Origin of the sequence: Fodinisporobacter ferrooxydans (assembly GCF_022818495.1) — a bacterium.
Classification (GTDB): domain Bacteria; phylum Bacillota; class Bacilli; order Tumebacillales; family MYW30-H2; genus Fodinisporobacter; species Fodinisporobacter ferrooxydans.
The window spans coordinates 2,673,265-2,694,521 of record NZ_CP089291.1 but is presented as its reverse complement, the minus strand read 5'-3'; the positions used below and the strand labels follow the sequence as shown (position 1 = coordinate 2,694,521).

Sequence of the window (21,257 nt, the reverse complement as noted above, 5' to 3'; positions counted from 1 at the left end):
ATAAGCAATATTCCATGAAATAGTGTGGTAAACTGAACCAATAACAACCTGATCAAAAACGATCGGATGAAAAACAACCTGCATGCAATTGCTGCATGCAATTGAATTTTTTGTCACAGAGTTTTAAACGGTTTGTAACCAGACTGCAATATTGGCGTGATACTATACAGACATAACATTTGACCCCCTTTTTCACATATAGACTTTTTCGAAAGACGTGAACATTCACGTCTATTTTTTTATACAAATCGTGTTCAAAAAGTGGTAAAGCAATCCGCCGTGGAGTTTTGACTGCTTTTTGAACATCCTCTACAAAAAAACAGCCCGCCATGGTATGTGCAAGAGAAAATGGCAGGCTGTTTTCCTTTATTCGTTGTTGTCTTGTTTCATTTTCATTTGTTGTCCGGTTTCTTTTTCGGCTGGATGTGCAGTTCGTTCCACTGCCTGTCAGCCACTTCGGAAGGTGCTTGTGTCATGAGATCTGTCGCGCTCGCCGTTTTTGGAAATGCGATACAATCCCGCAATGACTGTCTGCCGGCGAGAATCATGACGATCCGATCCAGACCTAGGGCAAGTCCGCCATGCGGAGGTGTGCCGTATTCGAAAGCATCCAGCAGGAATCCAAACTTCTGATAGGCTTCTTCTTTGCTAAAGCCAAGCGCTTTGAACATCGCTTCCTGGATTTCCCGCTTATAGATCCGCATGCTGCCGCCGCCGATTTCGTAACCGTTGAGGACGATATCATATGCTTGCGCGCGGACTTTTCCCGGATCTGTTGCCAATAGATCAAGATCTTCCCACATCGGCATGGTAAACGGATGGTGCATGGCTGCATACCGTTTTTCTTCTTCGTCATACTCCAGCAATGGGAACTCTGTCACCCACAGGAATTTGAACTGGGACTCGTCGATCAGCTGCAAATCGCGGCCGAGTTTTAACCGCAGATTGCCCAAAGCATCCGCAACGATCTTCGGCTTGTCTGCCACGAATAAAAGCAAATCTCCTTCTTGCACGTTTGCCCGCTCTTTGATTTGTGCGATTTCTTCTTCCGTGAAGAATTTTGCAATGGCAGACTTTAGCCCTTCCTCCGTAAACGCCATCCACGCAAGACCTTTTGCGCCATAGCGCGCCGCGAACTCTCCGAGCAAATCAATATCTTTCCGGCTATAGGATGCACAGCCGACTGCGTTAATCGCTTTGACCTGCCCGCCGCTTTTTGCTGCGCTTGCAAACACTTTAAAATTGCTGTCCACCATGAGATCCGTCAGATCGACCAATTCCAGGCCGAAGCGCAAGTCCGGCTTGTCCGAACCGTAGCGTTCCATCGCCTCCCGATACGTCATGCGTTGAAACGGATAGGAAACGGTGCGCCCGATAGCTGTCTGCACCACCTTGGATACCATTTCTTCAATTAACGCATGAAACTCTTCCAGACTCATAAACGACATTTCGATATCGACTTGCGTAAATTCCGGCTGCCTGTCTGCGCGCAAATCCTCGTCGCGGAAACAACGGACAATTTGGAAATAGCGTTCATAACCGGACACCATCAACAACTGTTTGAACAATTGCGGCGACTGCGGCAATGCAAAAAACTCTCCCGGATGGACGCGGCTCGGCACAAGATAGTCGCGGGCGCCTTCCGGAGTGCTTTTCGTCAGCATCGGCGTTTCGATCTCCAAAAATCCGTGCTGGTCGAGAAAATTCCGGAACGTTTTCGTGATTTCATGACGCATGATGATTGTTTTTTGCAGTTCCGGCCGGCGCAAATCCAGGTAGCGATATTTCAAGCGCACGGATTCGTCCACATCCGCATCTTCTTCAATGGGAAAGGGCGGCGTTTTTGCGGCGTTTAAAATTTCCAGCTGCTTGACGTAGATTTCAATTTCTCCTGTTGCAATCTTTGGATTTACCGTATCAGTGCTGCGTTTGACAACAGCACCAGAGACGGAAATCACATATTCATTGCGCAGCCGCTCTGCGGATTGCAGCGCTTCCGCATCGATTTCCGGGCTGAAAACGATCTGCACGATGCCGCTTCTGTCGCGCAAGTCAATAAAGATCACGCTGCCCAAATCCCGGCGGCGGCTGACCCAACCGCTGAGTACAACTTCCTGTCCGACATCGTCCAAACGAATCGATCCGGCTTGACGATTGCGGATCAATGTATGTTTCTTTACTTGTAATGGTGTGGCAGTACTCATTTTATTTCTCCTCCTAGATGTTTTTTGCAATAGGAACCAATATCGGCAAACGGCACATGCTGTTGCTCCCCTGACGCCATTGTCTTGACAACGGCAGCGCCTTTCTGCAATTCTTCTTCACCGATCACAACAGTAAATTTCGCCTGCAGGCGATCTGCTGTTTTCAACTGCGCCTTCATGCCCCGTCCCGCATAATCCTTGTCGGCACGAAAGCCTTCTGTGCGCAGCGATTGCAGCAATTGAACGGCCTGCGTCTCTGCTTTGGGGCCGAGTCCAATCACGTATAGATCGACTTGGTCGGCAAATGTCAAGGATACGCTTTGCGCCTGCATCGCTAAAATGGCTCTTTCCATACCGCCGGCAAAACCAATCCCCGGCGTATCCGGTCCACCGACTTCCGACACGAGCTTGTTGTACCGCCCGCCGCCGATGATGGTGCTTTGCGCGCCAATTCCAGTCTCGATAATTTCAAAGGCGGTTTTTGTATAATAGTCCAACCCTCGAACCATGCGCGGGTTAACAACGTAAGAGATTCCACAGGCATCCAGGAAAGTCCGGACTTTTGCAAAATGCGTGGAGCACGACTCGCACAAATGGTCCAATACTGTCGGCGCATCTTTTGTCAGAGCTTTGCAAGATTCGTTTTTACAATCGAGAATCCGCAGCGGATTGCGTTCGAATCTGCCTTGGCAGTCCTTGCACAACTGCTCCCGCACGCCTGCCAAATGCTCCATCATGTGTTCCCGATGGGCTGCCCGGCATACGGAACAGCCCACGCTGTTGATTTCCACTTGCAGTTGTTTCAGTCCGATTTCCTGTAAAAACGCAACTGCCATCATGATGACTTCCGCATCTACAGCCGGATCATCGGAGCCGATCACTTCAACGCCGTATTGGTGAAATTGCCGCTGTCTCCCCGCTTGCGGACGTTCATACCGAAACATGGGACCGATGTAAAAAAGCTTCGACGGCTGCGGTCCGCCGTATAGTTTGTTCTCTACATACGCCCGAACGACAGATGCGGTTCCTTCCGGCCTAAGCGTCAGGCTGCGATTGCCGCGATCCTCAAACGTATACATCTCTTTTTCCACGATATCGGTGGTTTCACCGACGCCCCGCTGGAACAATTCCGTATGCTCAAAAATCGGTGTTCGCACTTCTTGATAATGGAAGCGACCGAAAACATCCCGCACCGTTCGTTCCACGAACTGCCATTTTTCAACTTCGCCGGGCAGAATATCCGCTGTGCCCCGTGGACGATTCATAGCCACACTTTTCACTGCCTTTCTTCAGGAAAAATAGTAAAAAACCAGAATAATAGTAAAAAAACAGCCCTGCAAATAAAAAATCCCCCGCCCCCGACTGCAATTGTCAGGGACGAGAGATATCTGTCTCCCGCGGTACCACCCTAATTGGACATATTTGTCCCGCTTTTGCCGAAATAACGTCCGGCGCCACGTCTTCTGCTACGATTGTACCTTGCCGACTGTAAACCCGCTTCAAAGCAGTCAGCAAATGACAGGTTCGCAAAAGATTCTCCAGGGTGTCTTTCCCTGTTTCCACTAGAGAAATGATTACAGCCTCGTCATTTCCTCTCTGGCTAGTGAATGCGCCAGGTACTTTCCCTATCATCAAATATCAGCGATCTTCATATATTCTAAAACGATACAAATTTGTACATGTTTTGTCAAGCAGGATTCCCCGCACACGTATGCGCGACGCTTAGGATTGCATATGAGTCACATTGGCATTTTCGATCGATTCGAATACAGGCCGCAGTTTTTGATCTTTTCTGGCAAGAAAATCATCGACTGTCTCCACATATGCTTTTGGCTCCCGGGGATTGGCAAAGCGTCCCATATGCCTGCCGCCCGCTCCGATACACTTGGATACGGCGCCGCCGCCAATGCCGACTATGGTTTGCCTTTCCTCCATGATGCAGATGTTATAGATGCTGTCTTTGCCAGGTTTTGCAAAACCGACATTTTCCATATTGCCGAGGATATCTTTTTGCCGATACACATAATAGGGATGATAGCCAAGCCCCTTGGCCCATTGACTTGCTTCTGCCATCATCCGGCGCACCAATTGGGAATGAGGGATGGCAAAGCGCTCCCGTTCGTTTTTCACGACAGCCGATCGCTTGAAAGACATCGTGTGAACAGTCACCGATTCCGGCGCAAGCGCTTCGATCCGCTCCATCGTATACCGCACATCATCCAGCGTTTCCCCCGGCAATCCGAGGATCATATCCATGTTGATATTTTCAAATCCCGCTTCTCTGACAAGATAAAAACGTTTGTCGATAATCGCCGGTGAATGTCCGCGGCCAATTTCTTTCAGCGTGCTTGCTTTGTATGTCTGTGGATTGACACTGACGCGATTCACGCCATATTTCCGCATGACAGCCACCCGATCCGGCGTGATCGTGTCGGGACGCCCGGCTTCCACCGTAAATTCCCGCCATTGCCCGGGATTGGGAATTTCCCGATAGATCGATTCCATCATCCGTTCCATTTCCGGCGCTTTCAAGCTCGTCGGCGTGCCGCCACCGACATAGACACTCGTGACGGGAATACGATAGTCCCGCAATAAACGCCCAAGATGGACAAGCTCCAAATCCATCGCCTGTAAAAAATCATCCACATACGTAGCTTTTTCCGTCATCGAGTAGGCTGGAAATGTACAATACGCGCAATGTGTCGGACAGAAGGGAATTCCGATATAAATGCTGACTTCCCGATCCAGGCGGTATAAATCCGGCACCACTTGCAATTGGATATCCGCGATCTCCAGCAGCAATTCCGCACGTTCCGGAGATAGCAGGTATTCTTGCAGCAGTTGTTGGCGAATCCGTTCCGCCGGCAATCCCTGCTCAACCATCTGATGAACAAGCTTGAGCGGACGCACGCCCGTCAAGATCCCCCAAGGCTGGTGCTCGCCTGTCAGCTTCTCCAACAGTTGATGCAATACATGCAGAACCGCTTGTTTCCCGCGCTTCCGCCAGGCAGCATGCTCTACATGTGCCGGGATTGCTTTGGCATGCTGTGCCTGAAATACCTGTTCCGAGATGCGAAGCTCACCCTGCACATGAATAGCATCCACACGCTGGGAAGCCTGTAATTGTATGATACAATCAAACGGTTCCGATTCCCCTGTTCCTGCGGAGTGATCCTGAAATATGATTTCAGCATCCGGCAAAAACAAGGAAAGGAAGCGTTCCATTTCGTCGTAATAGGGACATCCGTCCGTCCGGATTTGCACTTTCATAAAGTTAGGAAACCTCCATTCATACGCTCCTAGTGTAGCGGAACGTTAGGAACGGCGTCAACGTTTCGACTGTGACCACTTTTGCTTCAATAGCCGCACTTCATCTACTGTAAGGCCAAGGTCATCAGACAATTCCACATCCTGCATAACCATCGATTTTTCCAAAAAATCATGAAAGTCCAACTGCATCAAACGACTATTCGCCATCTGCGCGATCTGTTGTTTTGTATGTGAATGCATGGAAGTTTCCCTTCTTCCCTTTTTTTACCCACTCGCTCACAAGCATAGAGTTATACATAGTGTTGCCTGATCGACCATTTGCATGCACTTCAAAAACCCTCAAACATAATAAAAACATCAGAGAACACAGGTTTTTATCTGAAAATTCCCATATTTAAAGAAAATTTGCGTGCAAAGAATAATTTTCCAAAAAACAACCGACAATGGTTCACATGTATTGTTTGTGATGGAACAGGACGGATGTTCATCTATTTGGCCTTATTTGGAAAGGTGTAACGTTTTATGCAGAAAAATCGATGGCTCCCCGTTGCAGTAACGATTGTATTGACGCTGGAGCTATTCATGGGCAAGCCATTTGCTCATGCGGCGAACCAGCCAGACCAACAAAATCAAAACGAAGTCGTAGTGAACGCATACGATGTCCATATTCGCAGCGGCGCGGGAACAGACTATCCGATTGTCGGACAAACCAGCTACGGCGCTCATTATTCTGTCATCTCACAGGATCAGGGATGGTTTGAAGTGCGTTTGCCAAATGGCGGGAGCGGCTGGATTGCAGGATGGTTGACAACTTCCACGCTGTCCACAGGGCAAGGAAACGTAACACAGACAGCTTCTGCCTTGGAGAAAGATACGCATGTCCGATCCGGTCCCAGTACAACCTATCCAATCGTCGCAACGATTGATCCTGGAACTGCGTATTTGGTTTCCCAAATCAGCGGCGACTGGATTCAGATCCGCTTGCCGAATGAACGGAGCGGATGGGTGGCCAAATGGGTGGTAAAACTTTCGGATCAAAGCTCACAGCAAGCCGCGCACTCGGAACTGTCGCAAGGAACGATCACAGCTTCGGATGTAAATTTGCACGATTCGGCAAGTTTGCAAGGGAAAGTACTGGCACATCTACAGCCTGGAACGATTGTTCAAGTCATTGAACAGCAAAAGGATTGGACAAAAATACAAGTGGACAAGCAAACCGGTTGGGTAGCATCCAATTATGTGCAGACTGCGAACCAAACCACGCCCCTTTTGCCTGGGCCTATCGCGATAGCTTCCGGTCAATCAACAGCCGGAACCGTTCAGCCTATGGGATCAGGAATCAATATCCGCATGGGTCCGAGTCAGAATGATGCCATTCTCGGCATAGCGGATCCGCAAACCGCATATCCGGTTGTCGGACAATCCGGAAAGTGGTGGAACATTCAACTGCAGTCGGGCAAGACAGCATGGATTGCCTCATGGGTAGTGCAGGCAAATCAGGTGCAAAATTCCAAGGCGCAAAGCGGCAGCGCCAAGCCTTTTGCAGATCAATCCCTGCGCGGCAAAACAATCGTCATCGATCCCGGACATGGCGGTATCGATGTTGGTGCCATCGGCACGACGACTGGTTTATATGAAAAAGACATGGCGCTTGCAACAGCCAAAATCCTCTATAACAAATTGCAAGCGACAGGTGCGCATGTGATTATGACACGTACGAACGATACGTATGTTTCATTGAAGCAACGAGTCGATGATTCCATTGCAGCACATGCGGATGCATTTATCAGCATCCATGAAAATACCAATTCCAATCCGGACATCGCCGGTACGATTACGTATTATTACAATGCAAAAGGCCAGGATGCGAAACTTGCAGAGGATATCGAACAGTCGATTGACGGCGGAGTGGCGCATCCGGATCTCGGAACACAATTTGGCGATTACTATGTGCTCCGTCAGAATCCGCAATTGGCTGTACTCGTGGAATGTGCGTTTTTATCCAATGCTTCCGACGAACTGCTGGCGGAGTCTACTGATTTTCAGGAACGCATTGCTGACGGTATTCTGAAAGGCGTACTGAAATATTTTCAAGACCGGCAATCCGGCCAGTCGACGACACGATAAATAAAGATAAAAAGGGTGCTGAGCCGCTTTATGCCCAGACACCCTTTTGCCATTCTTACCGCTGTTCTTATTGCTGCCCTTATTGCTGCCCTTATTGCTGTTCTTATTGCTGTTCTTATTGCTGTTCTTTCATCTCGTTATTCTCATCTTATTATTCTTATGATCGAACGGCAATCCGCCCGATATTGTCTTTGATGACCCGGCCGATCACTGTAGCAGCTTCCACACCCTCTTGCCGGAGCTTCTCCACAAGCGCATCCGCCTGATCCGCCGGCACGGACAGCAAAAGTCCGCCAGATGTGATCGCATCGCAAAATACAGTCCGCGTAATCGCATCAATCGAATCGGCAAAATCGATGTTGTCTGCCAGCCATGCCATATTTTTCTTTGAACCGCCGGGAACTGCTCCCTGCTCGGCAAATTCATAAGTGCGCGGCAATACCGGCACTTGCTTTGCTTCAATTTCAATCCCCACTTGCGAGCCGCGGGCCATTTCCAAAGCATGACCCAAAAGGCCAAACCCGGTGACATCTGTACATCCGTGAACCGTAAATGCGCTTGCCACTTCTGCAGCCACTTTGTTTAATGCAGCCATGACTGTTTGTACCCGGTCTATGTCTTCCTCTGACACGATAGCCCGTTTGATCGCTGTCGTAATAATACCGACACCGATCGGTTTTGTCAGGATCAGGGCATCCCCAGGTTTCGCACCGGTATTCGTCCAGTATTTTTGTGGATGCACGATGCCCGTAACGGCAATTCCATACTTCGGATCTTTGTCATCGATAGAATGACCGCCGATAATCACGGCGCCCGCTTCCCGGATTTTATCCGCACCGCCCCGCAAAATTTCCGATAAAATCTGCGGATCCAGTTTTGTAATGGGAAAACCGACAACATTCAGAGCCGTTATGGGCTTTCCACCCATTGCATAAATATCGCTGAGTGCGTTTGCCGCTGCGATTTGACCGAAACGATAGGGATCATCGACAACCGGTGTAAAATAATCGACGGTCTGTACGATTGCCATATCCTCCGTTAATTGATAGATGCCCGCATCATCTGACGTGTCGATCCCGACAAGCACATTCGGGTTTTCCATGTTTTTGGGAAGACTCGCCAAAACTGCCGAAAGGTCCGCCGGACCTATTTTGCATCCTCAGCCGGCTTTATCTGTCAACGTAGTTAAACGTACAGAGTTTTCCATAAACATCTTCACATCCTTTCACAAATGCATCAATTTGCTCGGGAAAAACGGTACGCAAATCGAATATAAGCGCATCTTTATGAAACCTTGCAATGATCGGCAGTGGCAAGTTGCGCAACTCATATTCAAAATCGGTCAGTGAAATGCTGCGGCTTTCCAATTGCAAGCCATAAGAAGGCAGTTCTTCACCTGGCAAAGAGCCGCCGCCGATTTGCGATTGAATCGGCACAACCTGAATGTCCAACCGTTCATTCATCCCGCTTTCCAGGAAACGTTCTTGCAACTGCATAGCAATGCCTTGAATATCGGCAACCGGACGTTTCATCAGCCAAAGTGTCGGTATCTTGTCAACTGCCTGCTCCGGCGTCAAATACAGCTTTAGCGTCGCTTCCAATGCTGCCAGCGTCAATTTATCCACACGCAAGGCGCGTGTCAATTGATTTCTTTTCAAGCGTTTGATGTATTCCGCTTTACCGACGACAATTCCCGCTTGTGCACCGCCGAGCAGCTTGTCGCCGCTAAATGAAACGATGTCCACACCTGCCCGAATGCTTTCGGCCACCGTCGGTTCTGATGAAACGCCAAAGGGAGCCAAATCGATCAAACAGCCGCTGCCCAAATCTTCATACAAGGGTATGTGTTTTTCCTTGGAAAGACTCACCAATTCTGACAATTCCGGCTCCTCGGTAAAACCGATGATCCGAAAATTGCTCGTATGTACTCGTAACAACAAAGCAGTCTCAGGCGTGATGGCACGTTCATAATCATACAGGTGCGTCTTGTTGGTTGTACCCACTTCCACAAGCTTGCCGCCGCTTTCCCGCATCACTTCGGATATGCGAAAGGATCCGCCGATTTCTACAATTTGCCCCCGTGAAATAATGACTTCCCGATCTGTCGCCATTTCCCGCAGGACCAAAAATACTGCAGCAGCGTTATTATTCACGACAAACGCCGCCTCCGCTCCTGTCAGCTTGCACAACAACTGCTCGACATGCTCATACCGCGAGCCGCGTCTGCCCTCTTCCAAGCGATACTCCAAATTGCTATAACCGCCGGCCGTATCGACAATCGCCCGGACAGCGTCATGTGCCAATGGTGCACGCCCCAGATTTGTATGCAAAATGACGCCCGTCGCATTGATGACCGGGCGGTAATGCATTTGCTGTATCTCTTGCAATCGGGTTTGCACCATATCGATCAACCGTTCGATTGTTGGAACTTCATCCATGCATCCGTTCACAAGCTGCTCTCGAATCTCCGCAATCGTTTGTGCCGCCACTTCGGATCGCAACGCAAATGGATACTGTTCTTCCAGATAGGAAGTTGCAGACAAAACTTTGTGAACGGCAGGTAAATGACGTAACTTAACATGCAATTGGGACTGATCCATCCGATTCCTCCAGCATAATCCTATACGATTCTTATTATGAAGGAATTCACTTTAAAAAAGCAAGTGAAGCATGCAATCTCATTGCTTTTTCTTTTTTGAATGAATTTAATCGTCATTGCCTTCAGAATCTTTTTTGTCGTGTTCCTGCTCCGTCTCTTTTTTATCAACTTTATAATGGCCTTTTCCTTTATTCCATACTTTCCCATGGATATAGGCAGCTTTATTTGGAGCATACGTTTTCGCGTCATCTGATTCCATGTTTGCGGCAGATTGCGCCATCGTATTCGCTCCCGCCGGATTGGCGCTCACAGTTTGCGATTGGGATTGTGTTTGCTGTTGCGTTGGTGATTGTGTTTGCGTTTGTGACTGTGTATTTGTTAAAAACGGATTGCTCACAGAACCTGTCGTTGCCGAACCTCCTGTTGAGGTGGAAGCATTCGCCTGCGTCGTGACAGATGAAGTGGAAGGAGCAGTCGTCCCTTGTTGTGTTGTGGCTTGATTTGTGGTTCCTGAATTGGAAACAGAGTGAAGTGTAAACGAGACCCCATTTGATCCGCTTGCTGCAAACGCGTAAACAGAACTTGCTACAAGCAATGGACCGACAATTGCTGTTACTTTGACCCAATGTTTCATTGTATACCTCTCCCCTCGATGCAACAATGGTTTTCACCATTATGTTTCTTCCTATGTCTTGCTCTCAATTGTAAACATTTCGTCAGATTTCCTGCTTATCTATACATTTCGAACCAAAGCTTCGATTCTTGAGGGTTAGCGTTCACTTTTCTTCCCACCTATTCGTTTGATAGTATAGATGACGAGCGAAGGAGGGAATCAAAAATGAATCGTCATACATCCGATTTTCATTATCAAGAAGCATTGCAGTACATCGTAGGTGGAGTCAATAGCCCATCCCGTTCCTATAAAGCGGTCGGCGGCGGTACTCCTGTATTTATGGAGCGTGCGCAAGGAGCGCATTTTTGGGACGTGGACGGAAATCGTTATATCGATTATCTGGCTGCTTATGGACCGCTTGTACTGGGACATGCAAATCTGCATGTGGCAGAGGCGATCACAAAAGCAGCACATACGGGGGTTTTATACGGAACACCGACAACCCTTGAGGTTATATTTGCGAAACGGCTGCAGCAAGCCATTCCCAGTTTGGAAAAGGTGCGATTTGTCAATTCGGGCACCGAAGCTGTCATGACGACAATTCGCGTCGCCAGAGCCTATACCAACCGCTCCAAGATCATGAAATTCGCCGGTTGTTATCACGGCCACTCCGACCTTGTGCTGGTGGCCGCCGGATCTGGTCCGTCGACCCTTGGCATACCGGATAGCGCCGGGATTCCCACGAGTATTGCAGAAGAAGTCATTACCGTCCCTTTTAACGATTTGCAAGCGTTTCGAGAGGCCATGGCAGTATGGGGAAAGGAAACGGCTGCTGTTTTGGTTGAGCCGATCGTCGGAAATTTTGGCATGGTCATGCCGCAGCCTGGATTTTTGGAAGGTATTAACGAAATTGCCCATTCGTATGGAAGTCTTGTAATTTATGATGAAGTGATTACGGCATTCCGTTTCCATTACGGCGGTGCCCAAGATTGGCTGGGAGTCTATCCCGACATGACTGCGTTGGGGAAAATTATCGGCGGCGGGCTGCCGATCGGCGCATATGGCGGCAAAAAGGAAATCATGGAGCAAGTGGCACCTCTCGGCCCTGCATATCAGGCAGGAACGATGGCAGGCAACCCCGCTTCCATCGCTGCCGGCATTGCCTGCCTGGAAGAACTGTCAGATCCGGAAGTGTACAAACGCATGGACCGTTTGGCTCAAACGCTCGTGTCCGGCATTGAATCGGCAGCAAAAGAAGAACGGCAAAGAATTACAATCAACCGGATCGGCGGCGCATTCACCGTATATTTTTGCGATCATCCGGTGACCAATTACGAAGAAGCACAAGACACGGACGGAGAACGTTTCGCTGCATTTTTCCGCGGCATGCTGGAACAGGGAATCAACCTCGCTCCTTCCAAATACGAGGCTTGGTTTGTATCAGCCGCACATACGGACGAAGACATCCATGCCACGATCGCGGCCGTACGCCTTGTGTTCAAACAGATGCGGCGCATGTAGATCCGAAGCGCGGACCATAACCTGGAGTGTGCATGTGTACGATGAATGCGTATGTATGTATGTGTACGATGGCATATGAATGTGTATGGATGCACATGCCACTCCCAACTGCAAACGCAGTTGTTTTCCAAACGTTTTTCAAAGGAATTCCGGATATACAAAAGGCATCTGCAGGACATGCAGAATGCCTTTTGTATATCCGAAAACATGTAATTACATTTGCAATTGCATGTTCATTTCAGTTGCAGATGCATGTTCTTACAGAACGTCTGCCAATTTTGCTTTCAGATCGTTTTTGGACATATACCCAACCAATTGTTTTACCACTTGGCCGTTTTTGAACACCAACAATGTTGGAATCGACATGATTCCATATTTCTGTGCTGTTTGCGGATTTTCGTCCACATTTAACTTGCCCACGACCAATTGGCCGGAAAGCTCATCGGAAACTTCGTCAACAATCGGTGACAACATTTTGCAAGGTCCGCACCAAGCTGCCCAAAAATCTACTAAAACAGGTGTATTTCCTTGAACGGATTGCTCAAAATCTTGATCGGTAATCGTTTTGACCGCCATGTTTACAAACCCCTTTCCTTTCATCATCTCCCACAGTCGGCAAACACACAAGCCCGTTAAGAAATCGGGAACCGTGAATGTCGGGAGCAACAATGATTCTGTATGTAGTATATCCAATCTCCATCGAAAACTCTGTAATGCACCTTACAAAATCATCTTTTCCTGGCACATTCTCCACATAGGATTGACCGTGGATTTGTCGTTTTTCTGACAGGAATGCAGTACGTTTATCAAACGCTTCAAAAACAGGCAACCGGCCTTTGCCACGTGATATACGCGTTGTGTGAGAGCAATCAACCGTAGTCCGGACAATGACCGGTAAGGGAACGTGCTTTGCCAGCCACAGACTTGCAGACTATTTAGATCCTAGATATTGGGCAAATTCAGCAACCGCGCGGAATGATTTCTTGCGCATTTCCGATGTCAGCAAGGAACGGGCCGGCTTTGGATTCATCTCAATCATCCATACATTGCCATGTGTGTCCAACCCCATATCAAACCCCAAGATTCCCAATGTCGGCAAGCGTTTCGACCAAACATTCGCAATTTCAACTGCGGCATGTTCCAACAGGTGAACCGATAATGGCTGTCCATGTCGATTGCTCCAGTCGATCAGCCAGTGAAGAGTCGATTTTCTGCCGCCCGCCACCAAATTTGTCACGACTCCTCCTTTTTTTGCGATCTTCGGAACAATGCCGATCAATTCCCATTTCCCTTGCTTTCCTCTTTGGACAACGACCCGAAAGTCGACATTTCCTCCATCCACTTGAATCAAGGAGATGCCTTGTTGGACGACATGAGGAATGTATTTCTTTTTATTTAACCATGCAAGAAGTTCCTTTTCTGACATCATCTTATGAAAATCGATCACTTTTCCACCATTGCGATCCATCTTCACTCGATATCCTTCTGTTGACAGCTTTTCTATTCTCGTGACACCCTGTCCGCCGTAGCCGCCAGAAGGCTTGACATAAACCGTTTTAAAACGATGTAACATTTCGATGGCGTCATTTCCTTGTCTCAATATTTTCGTTTTCGGAATATATTGCTTAGCATCCGTGTTGATCATGATATGATTGACAGAAAACTTACCAGGGCATATCGGATTAAATAGAGGGATATGGAATGTCTTGCACATCTTCCGTACCTTCGCTGTTTTTCCTTGCACTACAAGATGTACAAACACATTATCATAGACGACATCTGGAAGCGGAACCGTTTGTTTGAACCATTTTTCCTTATCTGTACCGATATCCGATCCTGTCCAGCCGGTCATGCGTTTGGCTTTCCAGTCAAACTGATCCGGATGAACAAGATATGCCTGCACTCCGAGGCGCTGTGCCTCGGAAACCATCATCCGGAAGCCGTAGGACGGACGGCGCACCCCGTTTGCTCCCTGCTTTTTGGGCATAACTGTCGTAACAATCGCAAAGCGGACGACCTTTTCCAAAGGTCATGCCCTCCTTTTCTCTGCATCTGACACACTATATGCAGAAGTGGAACCGTTTGAGCGGGATGTTTGCCGAGGCTCCAAATGCTTCTATGCTTCATACACTAGGGTAGCGTGTATACGCAGAAGTCCAAAAGAAGGTGAAACGTATGCTTCGCAAAATGTGCAAAGGGAAGCTTCATCGCGTCAAAGTCACTGAGGCAAAACTCGAATATGTCGGCAGTATTACCATCGATACGGCGCTCATGAAAGCTGCCAATATCGTGCCATATGAAATGGTGCAAATCACCAATGTAGCAAACGCTGTTTTATGGAAAACATATGCCATACCCGCACCGGAAGGATCCGGTACGATTTGTTTAAATGGACCTCCGGCGCGTCTGTTTCAACCGGGCGATGAAGTGATCGTTTTGTCCATGGCCTGGCTGGATGAAGAAGAAGTGCAGGAACTGGAATCTGCTGTTGTATTTGTAAACGAGAAAAATCGCATTGTCAGCGTGGCAAAACACAAACCGCTGGAAGAATGGGAAACCATCTTACATCCTGAAAAGTTAAATTAGTGAATCAAGAAAAACATGGAATCGTACAACATGTGGCAAAATTTTTTTTCGATCATTCAAAAAGAGCTGTTGCATGCGGCTTGGCACCGCGCAACAGCTCTTTTTGCCAGCAGACATTCTTATGTTTGCAGCGTTTTTTATGCCTGCAGCATTTCAACGGATTCAAAGTTTCCCTTTATAATCCGGCGCCTGATAGCTTGCTTTCACATTTGTATAAATACCGCCGCGCACGTTGAACTTCCCTATCACTTCCAAAAAACGCGGCTTGGCAAACTTCACAAAATCATCCAAAATAAGATTTGTCACATCTTCATGAAAATGCCCTTCATCCCGAAAACTCCAGAGATACAATTTTAATGATTTCAATTCGACAATATATGGTCCAGGTATATATCGCAATGTAATTGTGGCAAAATCCGGCTGGCCGGTTTTCGGACATAATGCGGTAAATTCCGGGCATTCGATTTCCACTTCGTAATCCCGATTCGGATGCGGATTTGGTACCACATCCAATTCTTTCGCTGGCCGTGTTGACATGTTGCCCCTCCTTCCCTTTTTCAATCAAATAAATCTACCGAAAACAGAATACTTGTTCTTTCCCCATCGGTCAAGCTACTGTTGTGGTTTTTGCCCTTCCACAACGGCAACAACGCCGCCCATCAAATTATGATATGCCGCATGCAGGAAGCCTGTCTTGCGGAAGCGCTCTGTCAATTGCTGTTGGGAATCAAACGCCTTTGACGAATCATGCAAGTACTGATACGCACTCTTCTTGCCTGCAGTCACTTTGCCAAGCATCGGCACCAGCCAATCAAAATACAGCCAATACGCTTGTTTAAATACCGGTGCAGTAGGCTTTGCCATGTCCAGGGAGACGACCCAGCCGCCCGGTTTTACCACGCGATACATCTCCCACAGCGCTAGCTCAATATCCGGGACATTCCGCAACCCCCAGCCGACTGTTACGGCATCAAAGGACGCATCTGCGAAGGGAAGATTCATGGCATTCCCCTGAAGCAATTGAATGCGAGCATCCATATGCGCTTGCTTTACATTCTGCGCTCCGATCTCCAGCATCTTTTCGGAAAAATCAAGTCCTGTTACGAGTCCTTCCATTCCTACGCTGCGCGCAATCTCGATCGAAAGGGCAGCCGTACCGCAACAGACGTCAAGCACTTGCATGCCCGCTTGTATCCTTGCTCTTTGTACTGCATATTTGCGCCATGACTGATCCCGGCCAAATGTCATGAATGTATTCATAATATCGTAACGATGTGCGATTCCGTTAAACATGTCACGAACGTAACGTTCCTTTTGATCCTTTGAAGGCAATGCCATTGGGATTCTCCTGACTTTTTGTTGAACTTGAATCTTGAAAATGAAATTTCAAACGCAAATTTTTGTTGCTTTATTAATAGTACTGTCATATACTAAGACCGTCAACAAGATGTGTTTAAGTAATGAGGTCCCATGACGGGATGATGCGCTTACATTCAGTACTTTTGTCCTATTTGTCGGCTAGATTTGAGAAATAATTCACATATAGTTCACATCCTTCGTGTAGATTCATCTGGATTTTTATCAAAAAACATTGTTTAATCATAGTAACAGAATCATTTACTTGCAGCATATGATAAGGTGGTGTTTGGATATGGGTTACTTTTATAAACTGATCAAGACGATGCGAGACAATCATTTATTAGACGACGAAACGGATGCCGAGACGGATACTTGTCCACATATATTTTATAACGAGCCTATGAAAGCGCTGTCCGATAATGAAATCGAACTATTGAAATCGCTTTCAGAAGAATCTGAAAAACTTCCTTCCGTTTTGCCCGAAAAAGAGACTGCAAAGTAGTCGGGTTCCCAGATATTTTTAATAGACAAGTAAGCGTTTACCTGCATTTCGACACATGACATGAAAGCCGGTCATTCAAATTTTCACCTAATAGTGCGTGTTCAAAAAGTGGTTAAGTAAGACACAAGGAGTGCGAAGCCGAAACACGAAAAGGCGACGGAGTGTACGCGTTTGGTACATGAGTAAGCCTTTTTGGGATTCGGCAAAGCAATCCGCCGTGGAGTTTTGACTACTTTTTGAACATCCTCTAATAGCGCCTTCGCGCAAAAAACCCTGCCATATGTGGTCAGCCGCCATAGCAGGGTTTTTTTGCAATCCTTTTTCATACAATCATTATGCTTTTACAGTCATTATACTTTCAAGACAGCCCCAGTATTTGCGGATGTTACAAGATGCTGATACCGGCGCAAATAGCTTGTTTCGCCTTCCAAATCTTTTACGATCGGTTTCCAGTTCTTGCGGCGCTCTTCCAGCTCTTCATCTGTCAATTTTACTGACAATTCCCGATTGGGAATATCGATGACGACAATATCTCCATCTTGCAGCAAGCCGATCGGACCGCCTTCCGCAGCTTCCGGGGAAATGTGGCCGACACTGATGCCGCGTGTCGCTCCCGAGAAACGTCCGTCCGTAATCAAAGCAACTTTTGTTCCAAGACCCATCCCGACAATCGCAGATGTAGGACCTAGCATCTCCGGCATTCCCGGTCCGCCTTTCGGGCCTTCATAGCGGATCACAACAACGTTGCCCGCTTGAACCTTGCCAGATAAAATGCCCTGGTACGCATCGTCCTGAGATTCGAAAATCACGGCAGGCCCTTCGATTCGAGATACGGATGGATCGACAGCGCCGCTTTTGATAACAGCACCGTCCGGCGCCAGATTTCCTGTCAAAATGGACAATCCGCCGACTTCGCTGTGCGGGTTCTCGATCGTATGAATGACTTCCGGATCCTTGATTTCTGCATTTGCAATCGTTTCACCCAATGTTTTTCCTGTTACTGTCAAACAATCCAAGTTAAGAACGCCTTCTTTGCGGCTGACTTCTTTTAAGATTGCGCTGATGCCGCCAGCCCGATCGACATCTTCCATATGCCAGTTGGACGCCGGGCTTACTTTACAAATATGGGGCACGCGACGGGAAATCGCATCAATGCGCTCCAATGGATATTCAATGCCCGCTTCATGCGCAATGGCAAGCGTATGCAGCACCGTGTTGGAGGATCCGCCCATAGCCATATCCAGCACAAACGCATTGTCGACCGATGCCAATGTGATCAAATCACGCGGCTTCAAATCTTTGTCGATCAACTCCATGATAGTTGTCGCTGCCTGCTTCAACAGATCCTTGCGGCGGGGATCGATCGCCAGAATGGAGCCGTTGCCCGGCAGTGCAAGGCCGATTGCTTCCAGCAGGCAGTTCATGGAGTTGGCCGTAAACATTCCCGAACAAGAACCGCAGCTTGGGCACGCAAATGTTTCCAATTCCAACAGTTCTTCTTCAGTCATATTCCCTTGTTGATGCTGGCCGACGCCTTCAAACATGGAAACCAGATCCACCGCTTGACCGCTGCGGGTTTTACCTGCTGCCATCGGACCGCCTGTGACAAAAATCGTCGGGATGTTCACGCGGGCGGCGCCCATGATCATGCCAGGTGTGATCTTGTCGCAATTCGATATGCAAATCAATGCGTCGAACCAATGCGCTTTCGCCACCGTCTCCAGCGCGTCTGCAATCAATTCGCGGCTTGGCAATGAATAGCGCATGCCGATATGTCCCATGGCGATTCCATCGTCGACACCGATCGTATTAAATTCAAACGGGACACCGCCAGCTTCCCGCACTGCTTCTTTTACAAGTCTGCCAAATTCCTGCAAATGAACATGTCCCGGAATAATATCGATATAGGAGTTGCAGATCCCGATAAACGGTTTTTTAAAATCATCGTCCTTCACCCCGGCAGCCCGCAACAAACTGCGATGGGGCGAACGTTCAATTCCTTTTTTGATCATATCGCTGCGCATCTTCTTACTCCTCCTCAAATCTATTTCCTTGTATGACTATGTTTCATGTATTGTTCTATTGCTTTCTGTGTACAAAAGGAAAACCGCGACACAATACACGCTTCTACTATTATGCCATACTTGCTGTCTTCTGCTTAATTTTAAAATATTATGTGAATTCAGTATAGTAGTATTGCGAAATATTCGTCAACCCTATCGGCGCCTTGACAGATCCTCCCACTGCCAGGGCGATTCGACTAGTATCGCTTGTGTGCAATCAAATTCCGCACTTTTGATAAATTATCAAACATTTCCTCTTTTTTTGTCAGCGAAACACCTACGTACAGCGTATCCAAAATACTGATTTGCGCCAGCCGTGATGACATTGACTCTGTCCGGAACATAGATTCCTTTGATGATGTGTAAAGTACGATATCCGATACTTTTGTCAACGGAGATTTTGCAAAATCGGTGATTGCAATGGTTGCGGCCCCTGATTGTTTGGCGGCTTCCAATACATCAATCATGTCCTTATTGCTGCCGGAATGGGAAATCCCTACAGCCACACAATTGCTCTGCAAGATTCCTGCTGAAACGATTTGCAAGTGGGAATCCGTAAGGGCAATACAGGGGATACCGGTGCGAACGAATTTATGATACGCATCCTCTGCGATGGGTCCGGAGCCTCCACAACCATAAAATTCCACTCGACTTGCCTGCGCCAACATTAGAACGGCCTTTTTCAGCTCACGTTCATCTAAAACGCCTAATGTATCCTGCAATGTCTCGGCGTTTGCAGTAAAAATTTTTTTCGCAATCACAGCCATACTGTCATTTGAGTCAATTTCTTGATGAATGCCTTCCAATGGCGTCACCAAATCAGCCGCTAAAGAAATTTTTAACGCTTGATAGCCCTCATAGCCTAGCCGCTTGCAAAAACGAAAAATCGTTGCTTCTGCACATTCTGTCAATTCTGCCAATTGGGTGATCGACAAATGAATAATATCCTTCGGCTGCTCCAAAATGTACGCGGCTACTTTCAACTCCGTACTTGTAAAATGTTCATATAAATAGCGAATTCGGGCCAAACATCCCTGCTGTGCAAATTCCTCGCCTCTTGTTTTCATCCTGCCGCAACTCCCTAAAGCTACGTATCTTCCACTTTGCATACTCGATTTGTATACACGAAAAACTATAACACAAAATCAAAGCAGGCGCTTTCATTGATCCATTCCAAGCAATTCAATCAGAAGTTGAGTTGTCCAGGAACAGATCGGTACAGATGAGATAGGACTCGGCAGCATTCCCGTAATTGCATCTATGGATGCGGATTCGCAGCAAAGGCGAAAAAGGCTCGGCAATCGTTCCCAAGCCCTCCCCTCCAAAATCCTTATACACGTTATACACGTTATACACGTTATACACGTTATACACGTTATACACGTTATACACGTTATACATGTTCACCTCAGTTGACATTCAGAATTACGCCTTTTCCACTGCATGTCCGCCAAACTGATTGCGAAGGGCTGCCACCACTTTTCCGTGGAACGTGTCTTCTTCGAGGGAACGATACCGCATCAATAACGACATGGCGATGACTGGCGCGGGCACTTGCAGATCAAGAGCTGTCTCAATCGTCCATTTTCCTTCGCCGGATGAATGCATCACACCCTTGATGCTGTCAAGCTTCGGATCCTCTTGGAAGGCGTTTTCCATCAATTCCATCAACCAACTACGAATGACTGAGCCGTGATTCCATACTTTCGCCACTTTTTCATACTCATATGTATATTGGCTTTTTTCAAGGATTTCAAAACCTTCTGCAATGGCCTGCATCATTCCATACTCAATGCCATTGTGCACCATTTTCAAGAAATGGCCGGATCCGGCCAGGCCTGTATACATATAGCCATCCGCAATCGCAATATCACGAATTACCGGCTCCACAAACGTAAATGCCTGTTTGTCGCCACCGATCATGAGACAGGCGCCATGGCGCGCACCTTCCGTTCCACCGCTCGTACCAATATCCAGGAAGTGAACGCCTTTCCTAGCCAAGTGCTCATATCTGCGAACCGAATCCTTATAGTGGGAATTCCCGCCATCGATAACGATATCCCCTTCCGACAAATAAGGCTCAATCTCTGACACAATTCGGTCAATGAGTGTTCCCGCCGGCACCATCAGCCAAATGATGCGCGGCTTTTCCAATGCCTCTATTACCGCAATCGCTGTAGAATGTCCGCTTCCGCCTGCTTCCTGCAACGATGCAACAGCAGCTTCATTTACGTCGAAAGCTTCCACTTGATGCCCTTTATCGATCATATTCCGCGCTAGCTGCAATCCCATTTTACCAAGACCCAAAAGTCCAACTTTCATCCAAATCTCACCATCCATTTTGAAAAAATTTTCTATTTTAATTATAACAGTGAAAATTTTTTTCTCAAGCATTCATGTTAACTTGGCATCC

The 21,257-nt window shown here is 47.7% G+C and carries 19 protein-coding genes and 1 other annotated feature; of the genes, 4 read left to right on the top strand and 15 right to left on the bottom strand.

Going from position 1 to position 21,257, the window contains the following annotated elements; genetic code table 11:
- Positions 1–392: 392 nt before the first annotated feature.
- The 4 genes from aspS to LSG31_RS12730 form a co-directional block, all read right to left on the bottom strand.
- Positions 393–2,204 carry an aspartate--tRNA ligase gene (gene aspS, locus LSG31_RS12745; protein WP_347435481.1) on the bottom strand — a complete coding sequence of 604 codons (1,812 nt, stop codon included), beginning with the start codon at positions 2,202–2,204 and terminating at the stop codon, positions 393–395.
- The gene (gene hisS, locus LSG31_RS12740) at positions 2,201–3,475 is read right to left on the bottom strand and encodes a histidine--tRNA ligase (RefSeq protein WP_347435480.1); all 1,275 of its coding nucleotides are present in this window, start codon (positions 3,473–3,475) and stop codon (positions 2,201–2,203) included. Before hisS ends, aspS begins: the two co-directional genes overlap by 4 nt.
- 99 nt (positions 3,476–3,574) lie before the next feature.
- Positions 3,575–3,845, bottom strand: a binding site (T-box leader).
- 81 nt (positions 3,846–3,926) lie between these two features.
- Positions 3,927–5,474, bottom strand: coding sequence for a coproporphyrinogen dehydrogenase HemZ (gene hemZ / locus LSG31_RS12735; protein WP_347435479.1), 1,548 nt, complete (start codon positions 5,472–5,474; stop codon positions 3,927–3,929).
- A gap of 57 nt (positions 5,475–5,531) precedes the next feature.
- The gene (locus LSG31_RS12730; RefSeq protein ID WP_347435478.1) at positions 5,532–5,714 is read right to left on the bottom strand and encodes a hypothetical protein; all 183 of its coding nucleotides are present in this window, start codon (positions 5,712–5,714) and stop codon (positions 5,532–5,534) included.
- A 282-nt stretch (positions 5,715–5,996) separates the two neighbouring features.
- Here LSG31_RS12730 and LSG31_RS12725 point away from each other — a divergent pair, with 282 nt between their 5' ends.
- Positions 5,997–7,601, top strand: coding sequence for an N-acetylmuramoyl-L-alanine amidase family protein (locus LSG31_RS12725; protein ID WP_347435477.1), 1,605 nt, complete (start codon positions 5,997–5,999; stop codon positions 7,599–7,601).
- A gap of 157 nt (positions 7,602–7,758) precedes the next feature.
- On the opposite strand, the gene selD is transcribed toward LSG31_RS12725, so the two are convergent.
- The 3 genes from selD to LSG31_RS12710 form a co-directional block, all read right to left on the bottom strand.
- Complete coding sequence (gene selD, locus LSG31_RS12720) at positions 7,759–8,808, bottom strand: selenide, water dikinase SelD (protein WP_430734198.1); 1,050 nt, start codon at positions 8,806–8,808, stop codon at positions 7,759–7,761.
- Positions 8,771–10,201: an L-seryl-tRNA(Sec) selenium transferase gene (gene selA / locus LSG31_RS12715; RefSeq protein ID WP_347435476.1), complete on the bottom strand. Its 1,431-nt coding sequence runs from the start codon at positions 10,199–10,201 to the stop codon at positions 8,771–8,773. Before selA ends, selD begins: the two co-directional genes overlap by 38 nt.
- A gap of 105 nt (positions 10,202–10,306) precedes the next feature.
- Complete coding sequence (locus LSG31_RS12710) at positions 10,307–10,834, bottom strand: hypothetical protein (RefSeq protein ID WP_347435475.1); 528 nt, start codon at positions 10,832–10,834, stop codon at positions 10,307–10,309.
- A gap of 204 nt (positions 10,835–11,038) precedes the next feature.
- Between LSG31_RS12710 and LSG31_RS12705 the strand changes: the two genes are divergently transcribed.
- Positions 11,039–12,334, top strand: coding sequence for a glutamate-1-semialdehyde 2,1-aminomutase (locus LSG31_RS12705; protein ID WP_347435474.1), 1,296 nt, complete (start codon positions 11,039–11,041; stop codon positions 12,332–12,334).
- A gap of 258 nt (positions 12,335–12,592) precedes the next feature.
- On the opposite strand, the gene trxA is transcribed toward LSG31_RS12705, so the two are convergent.
- Together trxA and LSG31_RS12695 are read right to left on the bottom strand one after the other, a co-directional pair.
- Positions 12,593–12,910, bottom strand: a complete 318-nt coding sequence (trxA, locus tag LSG31_RS12700) for a thioredoxin (protein WP_347435473.1) — start codon at positions 12,908–12,910, stop codon at positions 12,593–12,595.
- Between the two features lie 355 nt (positions 12,911–13,265).
- Positions 13,266–14,360 (bottom strand): YheC/YheD family endospore coat-associated protein, encoded by a 1,095-nt coding sequence (locus LSG31_RS12695; protein WP_347435472.1) that lies wholly within the window; start codon positions 14,358–14,360, stop codon positions 13,266–13,268.
- A 149-nt stretch (positions 14,361–14,509) separates the two neighbouring features.
- Here LSG31_RS12695 and panD point away from each other — a divergent pair, with 149 nt between their 5' ends.
- Entirely contained in the window at positions 14,510–14,920 is a 411-nt protein-coding gene (gene panD, locus LSG31_RS12690) for an aspartate 1-decarboxylase (RefSeq protein ID WP_347435471.1), read from the top strand.
- A gap of 162 nt (positions 14,921–15,082) precedes the next feature.
- Here panD and queF read toward each other — a convergent pair whose 3' ends face one another.
- Together queF and LSG31_RS12680 are read right to left on the bottom strand one after the other, a co-directional pair.
- Entirely contained in the window at positions 15,083–15,457 is a 375-nt protein-coding gene (gene queF / locus LSG31_RS12685; RefSeq protein WP_430734197.1) for a preQ(1) synthase, read from the bottom strand.
- Positions 15,458–15,532: 75 nt separating this feature from the next.
- Positions 15,533–16,258, bottom strand: a complete 726-nt coding sequence (locus LSG31_RS12680) for a demethylmenaquinone methyltransferase (RefSeq protein WP_347435470.1) — start codon at positions 16,256–16,258, stop codon at positions 15,533–15,535.
- 313 nt (positions 16,259–16,571) lie between these two features.
- On the opposite strand from LSG31_RS12680, the gene LSG31_RS12675 reads away from it, so the two are divergent.
- On the top strand, positions 16,572–16,781 hold the full coding sequence (locus LSG31_RS12675) for a hypothetical protein (protein ID WP_347435469.1): 210 nt from the start codon (positions 16,572–16,574) through the stop codon (positions 16,779–16,781).
- Between the two features lie 350 nt (positions 16,782–17,131).
- Here the strand turns inward: LSG31_RS12675 and ilvD are convergent, their stop codons facing one another.
- From ilvD to gnd, 4 genes are all read right to left on the bottom strand, one after another.
- Complete coding sequence (gene ilvD / locus LSG31_RS12670) at positions 17,132–18,805, bottom strand: dihydroxy-acid dehydratase (RefSeq protein WP_347435468.1); 1,674 nt, start codon at positions 18,803–18,805, stop codon at positions 17,132–17,134.
- Positions 18,806–19,041: 236 nt separating this feature from the next.
- A complete protein-coding gene (locus LSG31_RS12665; protein ID WP_347435467.1) occupies positions 19,042–19,911 on the bottom strand; it encodes a MurR/RpiR family transcriptional regulator in 870 nt (289 codons plus the stop codon).
- A 115-nt stretch (positions 19,912–20,026) separates the two neighbouring features.
- A complete protein-coding gene (locus tag LSG31_RS12660) occupies positions 20,027–20,263 on the bottom strand; it encodes a hypothetical protein (protein WP_347435466.1) in 237 nt (78 codons plus the stop codon).
- Between the two features lie 6 nt (positions 20,264–20,269).
- Entirely contained in the window at positions 20,270–21,166 is an 897-nt protein-coding gene (gnd, locus tag LSG31_RS12655; protein ID WP_347435465.1) for a phosphogluconate dehydrogenase (NAD(+)-dependent, decarboxylating), read from the bottom strand.
- Positions 21,167–21,257 lie beyond the last annotated feature (91 nt).

Bases quoted from the DNA above. Each gene is read 5' to 3' on its own strand.
- LSG31_RS12665 (WP_347435467.1), bottom strand. From the start codon at position 19,911: ATGAAAACAAGAGGCGAGGAATTTGCACAGCAGGGATGTTTGGCCCGA.
- trxA (WP_347435473.1), bottom strand. From the start codon at position 12,910: ATGGCGGTCAAAACGATTACCGATCAAGATTTTGAGCAATCCGTTCAA.
- ilvD (WP_347435468.1), bottom strand. From the start codon at position 18,805: ATGCGCAGCGATATGATCAAAAAAGGAATTGAACGTTCGCCCCATCGC.
- selA (WP_347435476.1), bottom strand. From the start codon at position 10,201: ATGGATCAGTCCCAATTGCATGTTAAGTTACGTCATTTACCTGCCGTT.
- LSG31_RS12660 (WP_347435466.1), bottom strand. From the start codon at position 20,263: ATGTCAACTGAGGTGAACATGTATAACGTGTATAACGTGTATAACGTG.
- LSG31_RS12705 (WP_347435474.1), top strand. From the start codon at position 11,039: ATGAATCGTCATACATCCGATTTTCATTATCAAGAAGCATTGCAGTAC.
- LSG31_RS12675 (WP_347435469.1), top strand. From the start codon at position 16,572: ATGGGTTACTTTTATAAACTGATCAAGACGATGCGAGACAATCATTTA.
- panD (WP_347435471.1), top strand. From the start codon at position 14,510: ATGCTTCGCAAAATGTGCAAAGGGAAGCTTCATCGCGTCAAAGTCACT.
- LSG31_RS12710 (WP_347435475.1), bottom strand. From the start codon at position 10,834: ATGAAACATTGGGTCAAAGTAACAGCAATTGTCGGTCCATTGCTTGTA.
- queF (WP_430734197.1), bottom strand. From the start codon at position 15,457: ATGTCAACACGGCCAGCGAAAGAATTGGATGTGGTACCAAATCCGCAT.
- LSG31_RS12680 (WP_347435470.1), bottom strand. From the start codon at position 16,258: ATGGCATTGCCTTCAAAGGATCAAAAGGAACGTTACGTTCGTGACATG.
- aspS (WP_347435481.1), bottom strand. From the start codon at position 2,204: ATGAGTACTGCCACACCATTACAAGTAAAGAAACATACATTGATCCGC.
- hemZ (WP_347435479.1), bottom strand. From the start codon at position 5,474: ATGAAAGTGCAAATCCGGACGGACGGATGTCCCTATTACGACGAAATG.
- LSG31_RS12730 (WP_347435478.1), bottom strand. From the start codon at position 5,714: ATGCATTCACATACAAAACAACAGATCGCGCAGATGGCGAATAGTCGT.
- gnd (WP_347435465.1), bottom strand. From the start codon at position 21,166: ATGAAAGTTGGACTTTTGGGTCTTGGTAAAATGGGATTGCAGCTAGCG.
- LSG31_RS12725 (WP_347435477.1), top strand. From the start codon at position 5,997: ATGCAGAAAAATCGATGGCTCCCCGTTGCAGTAACGATTGTATTGACG.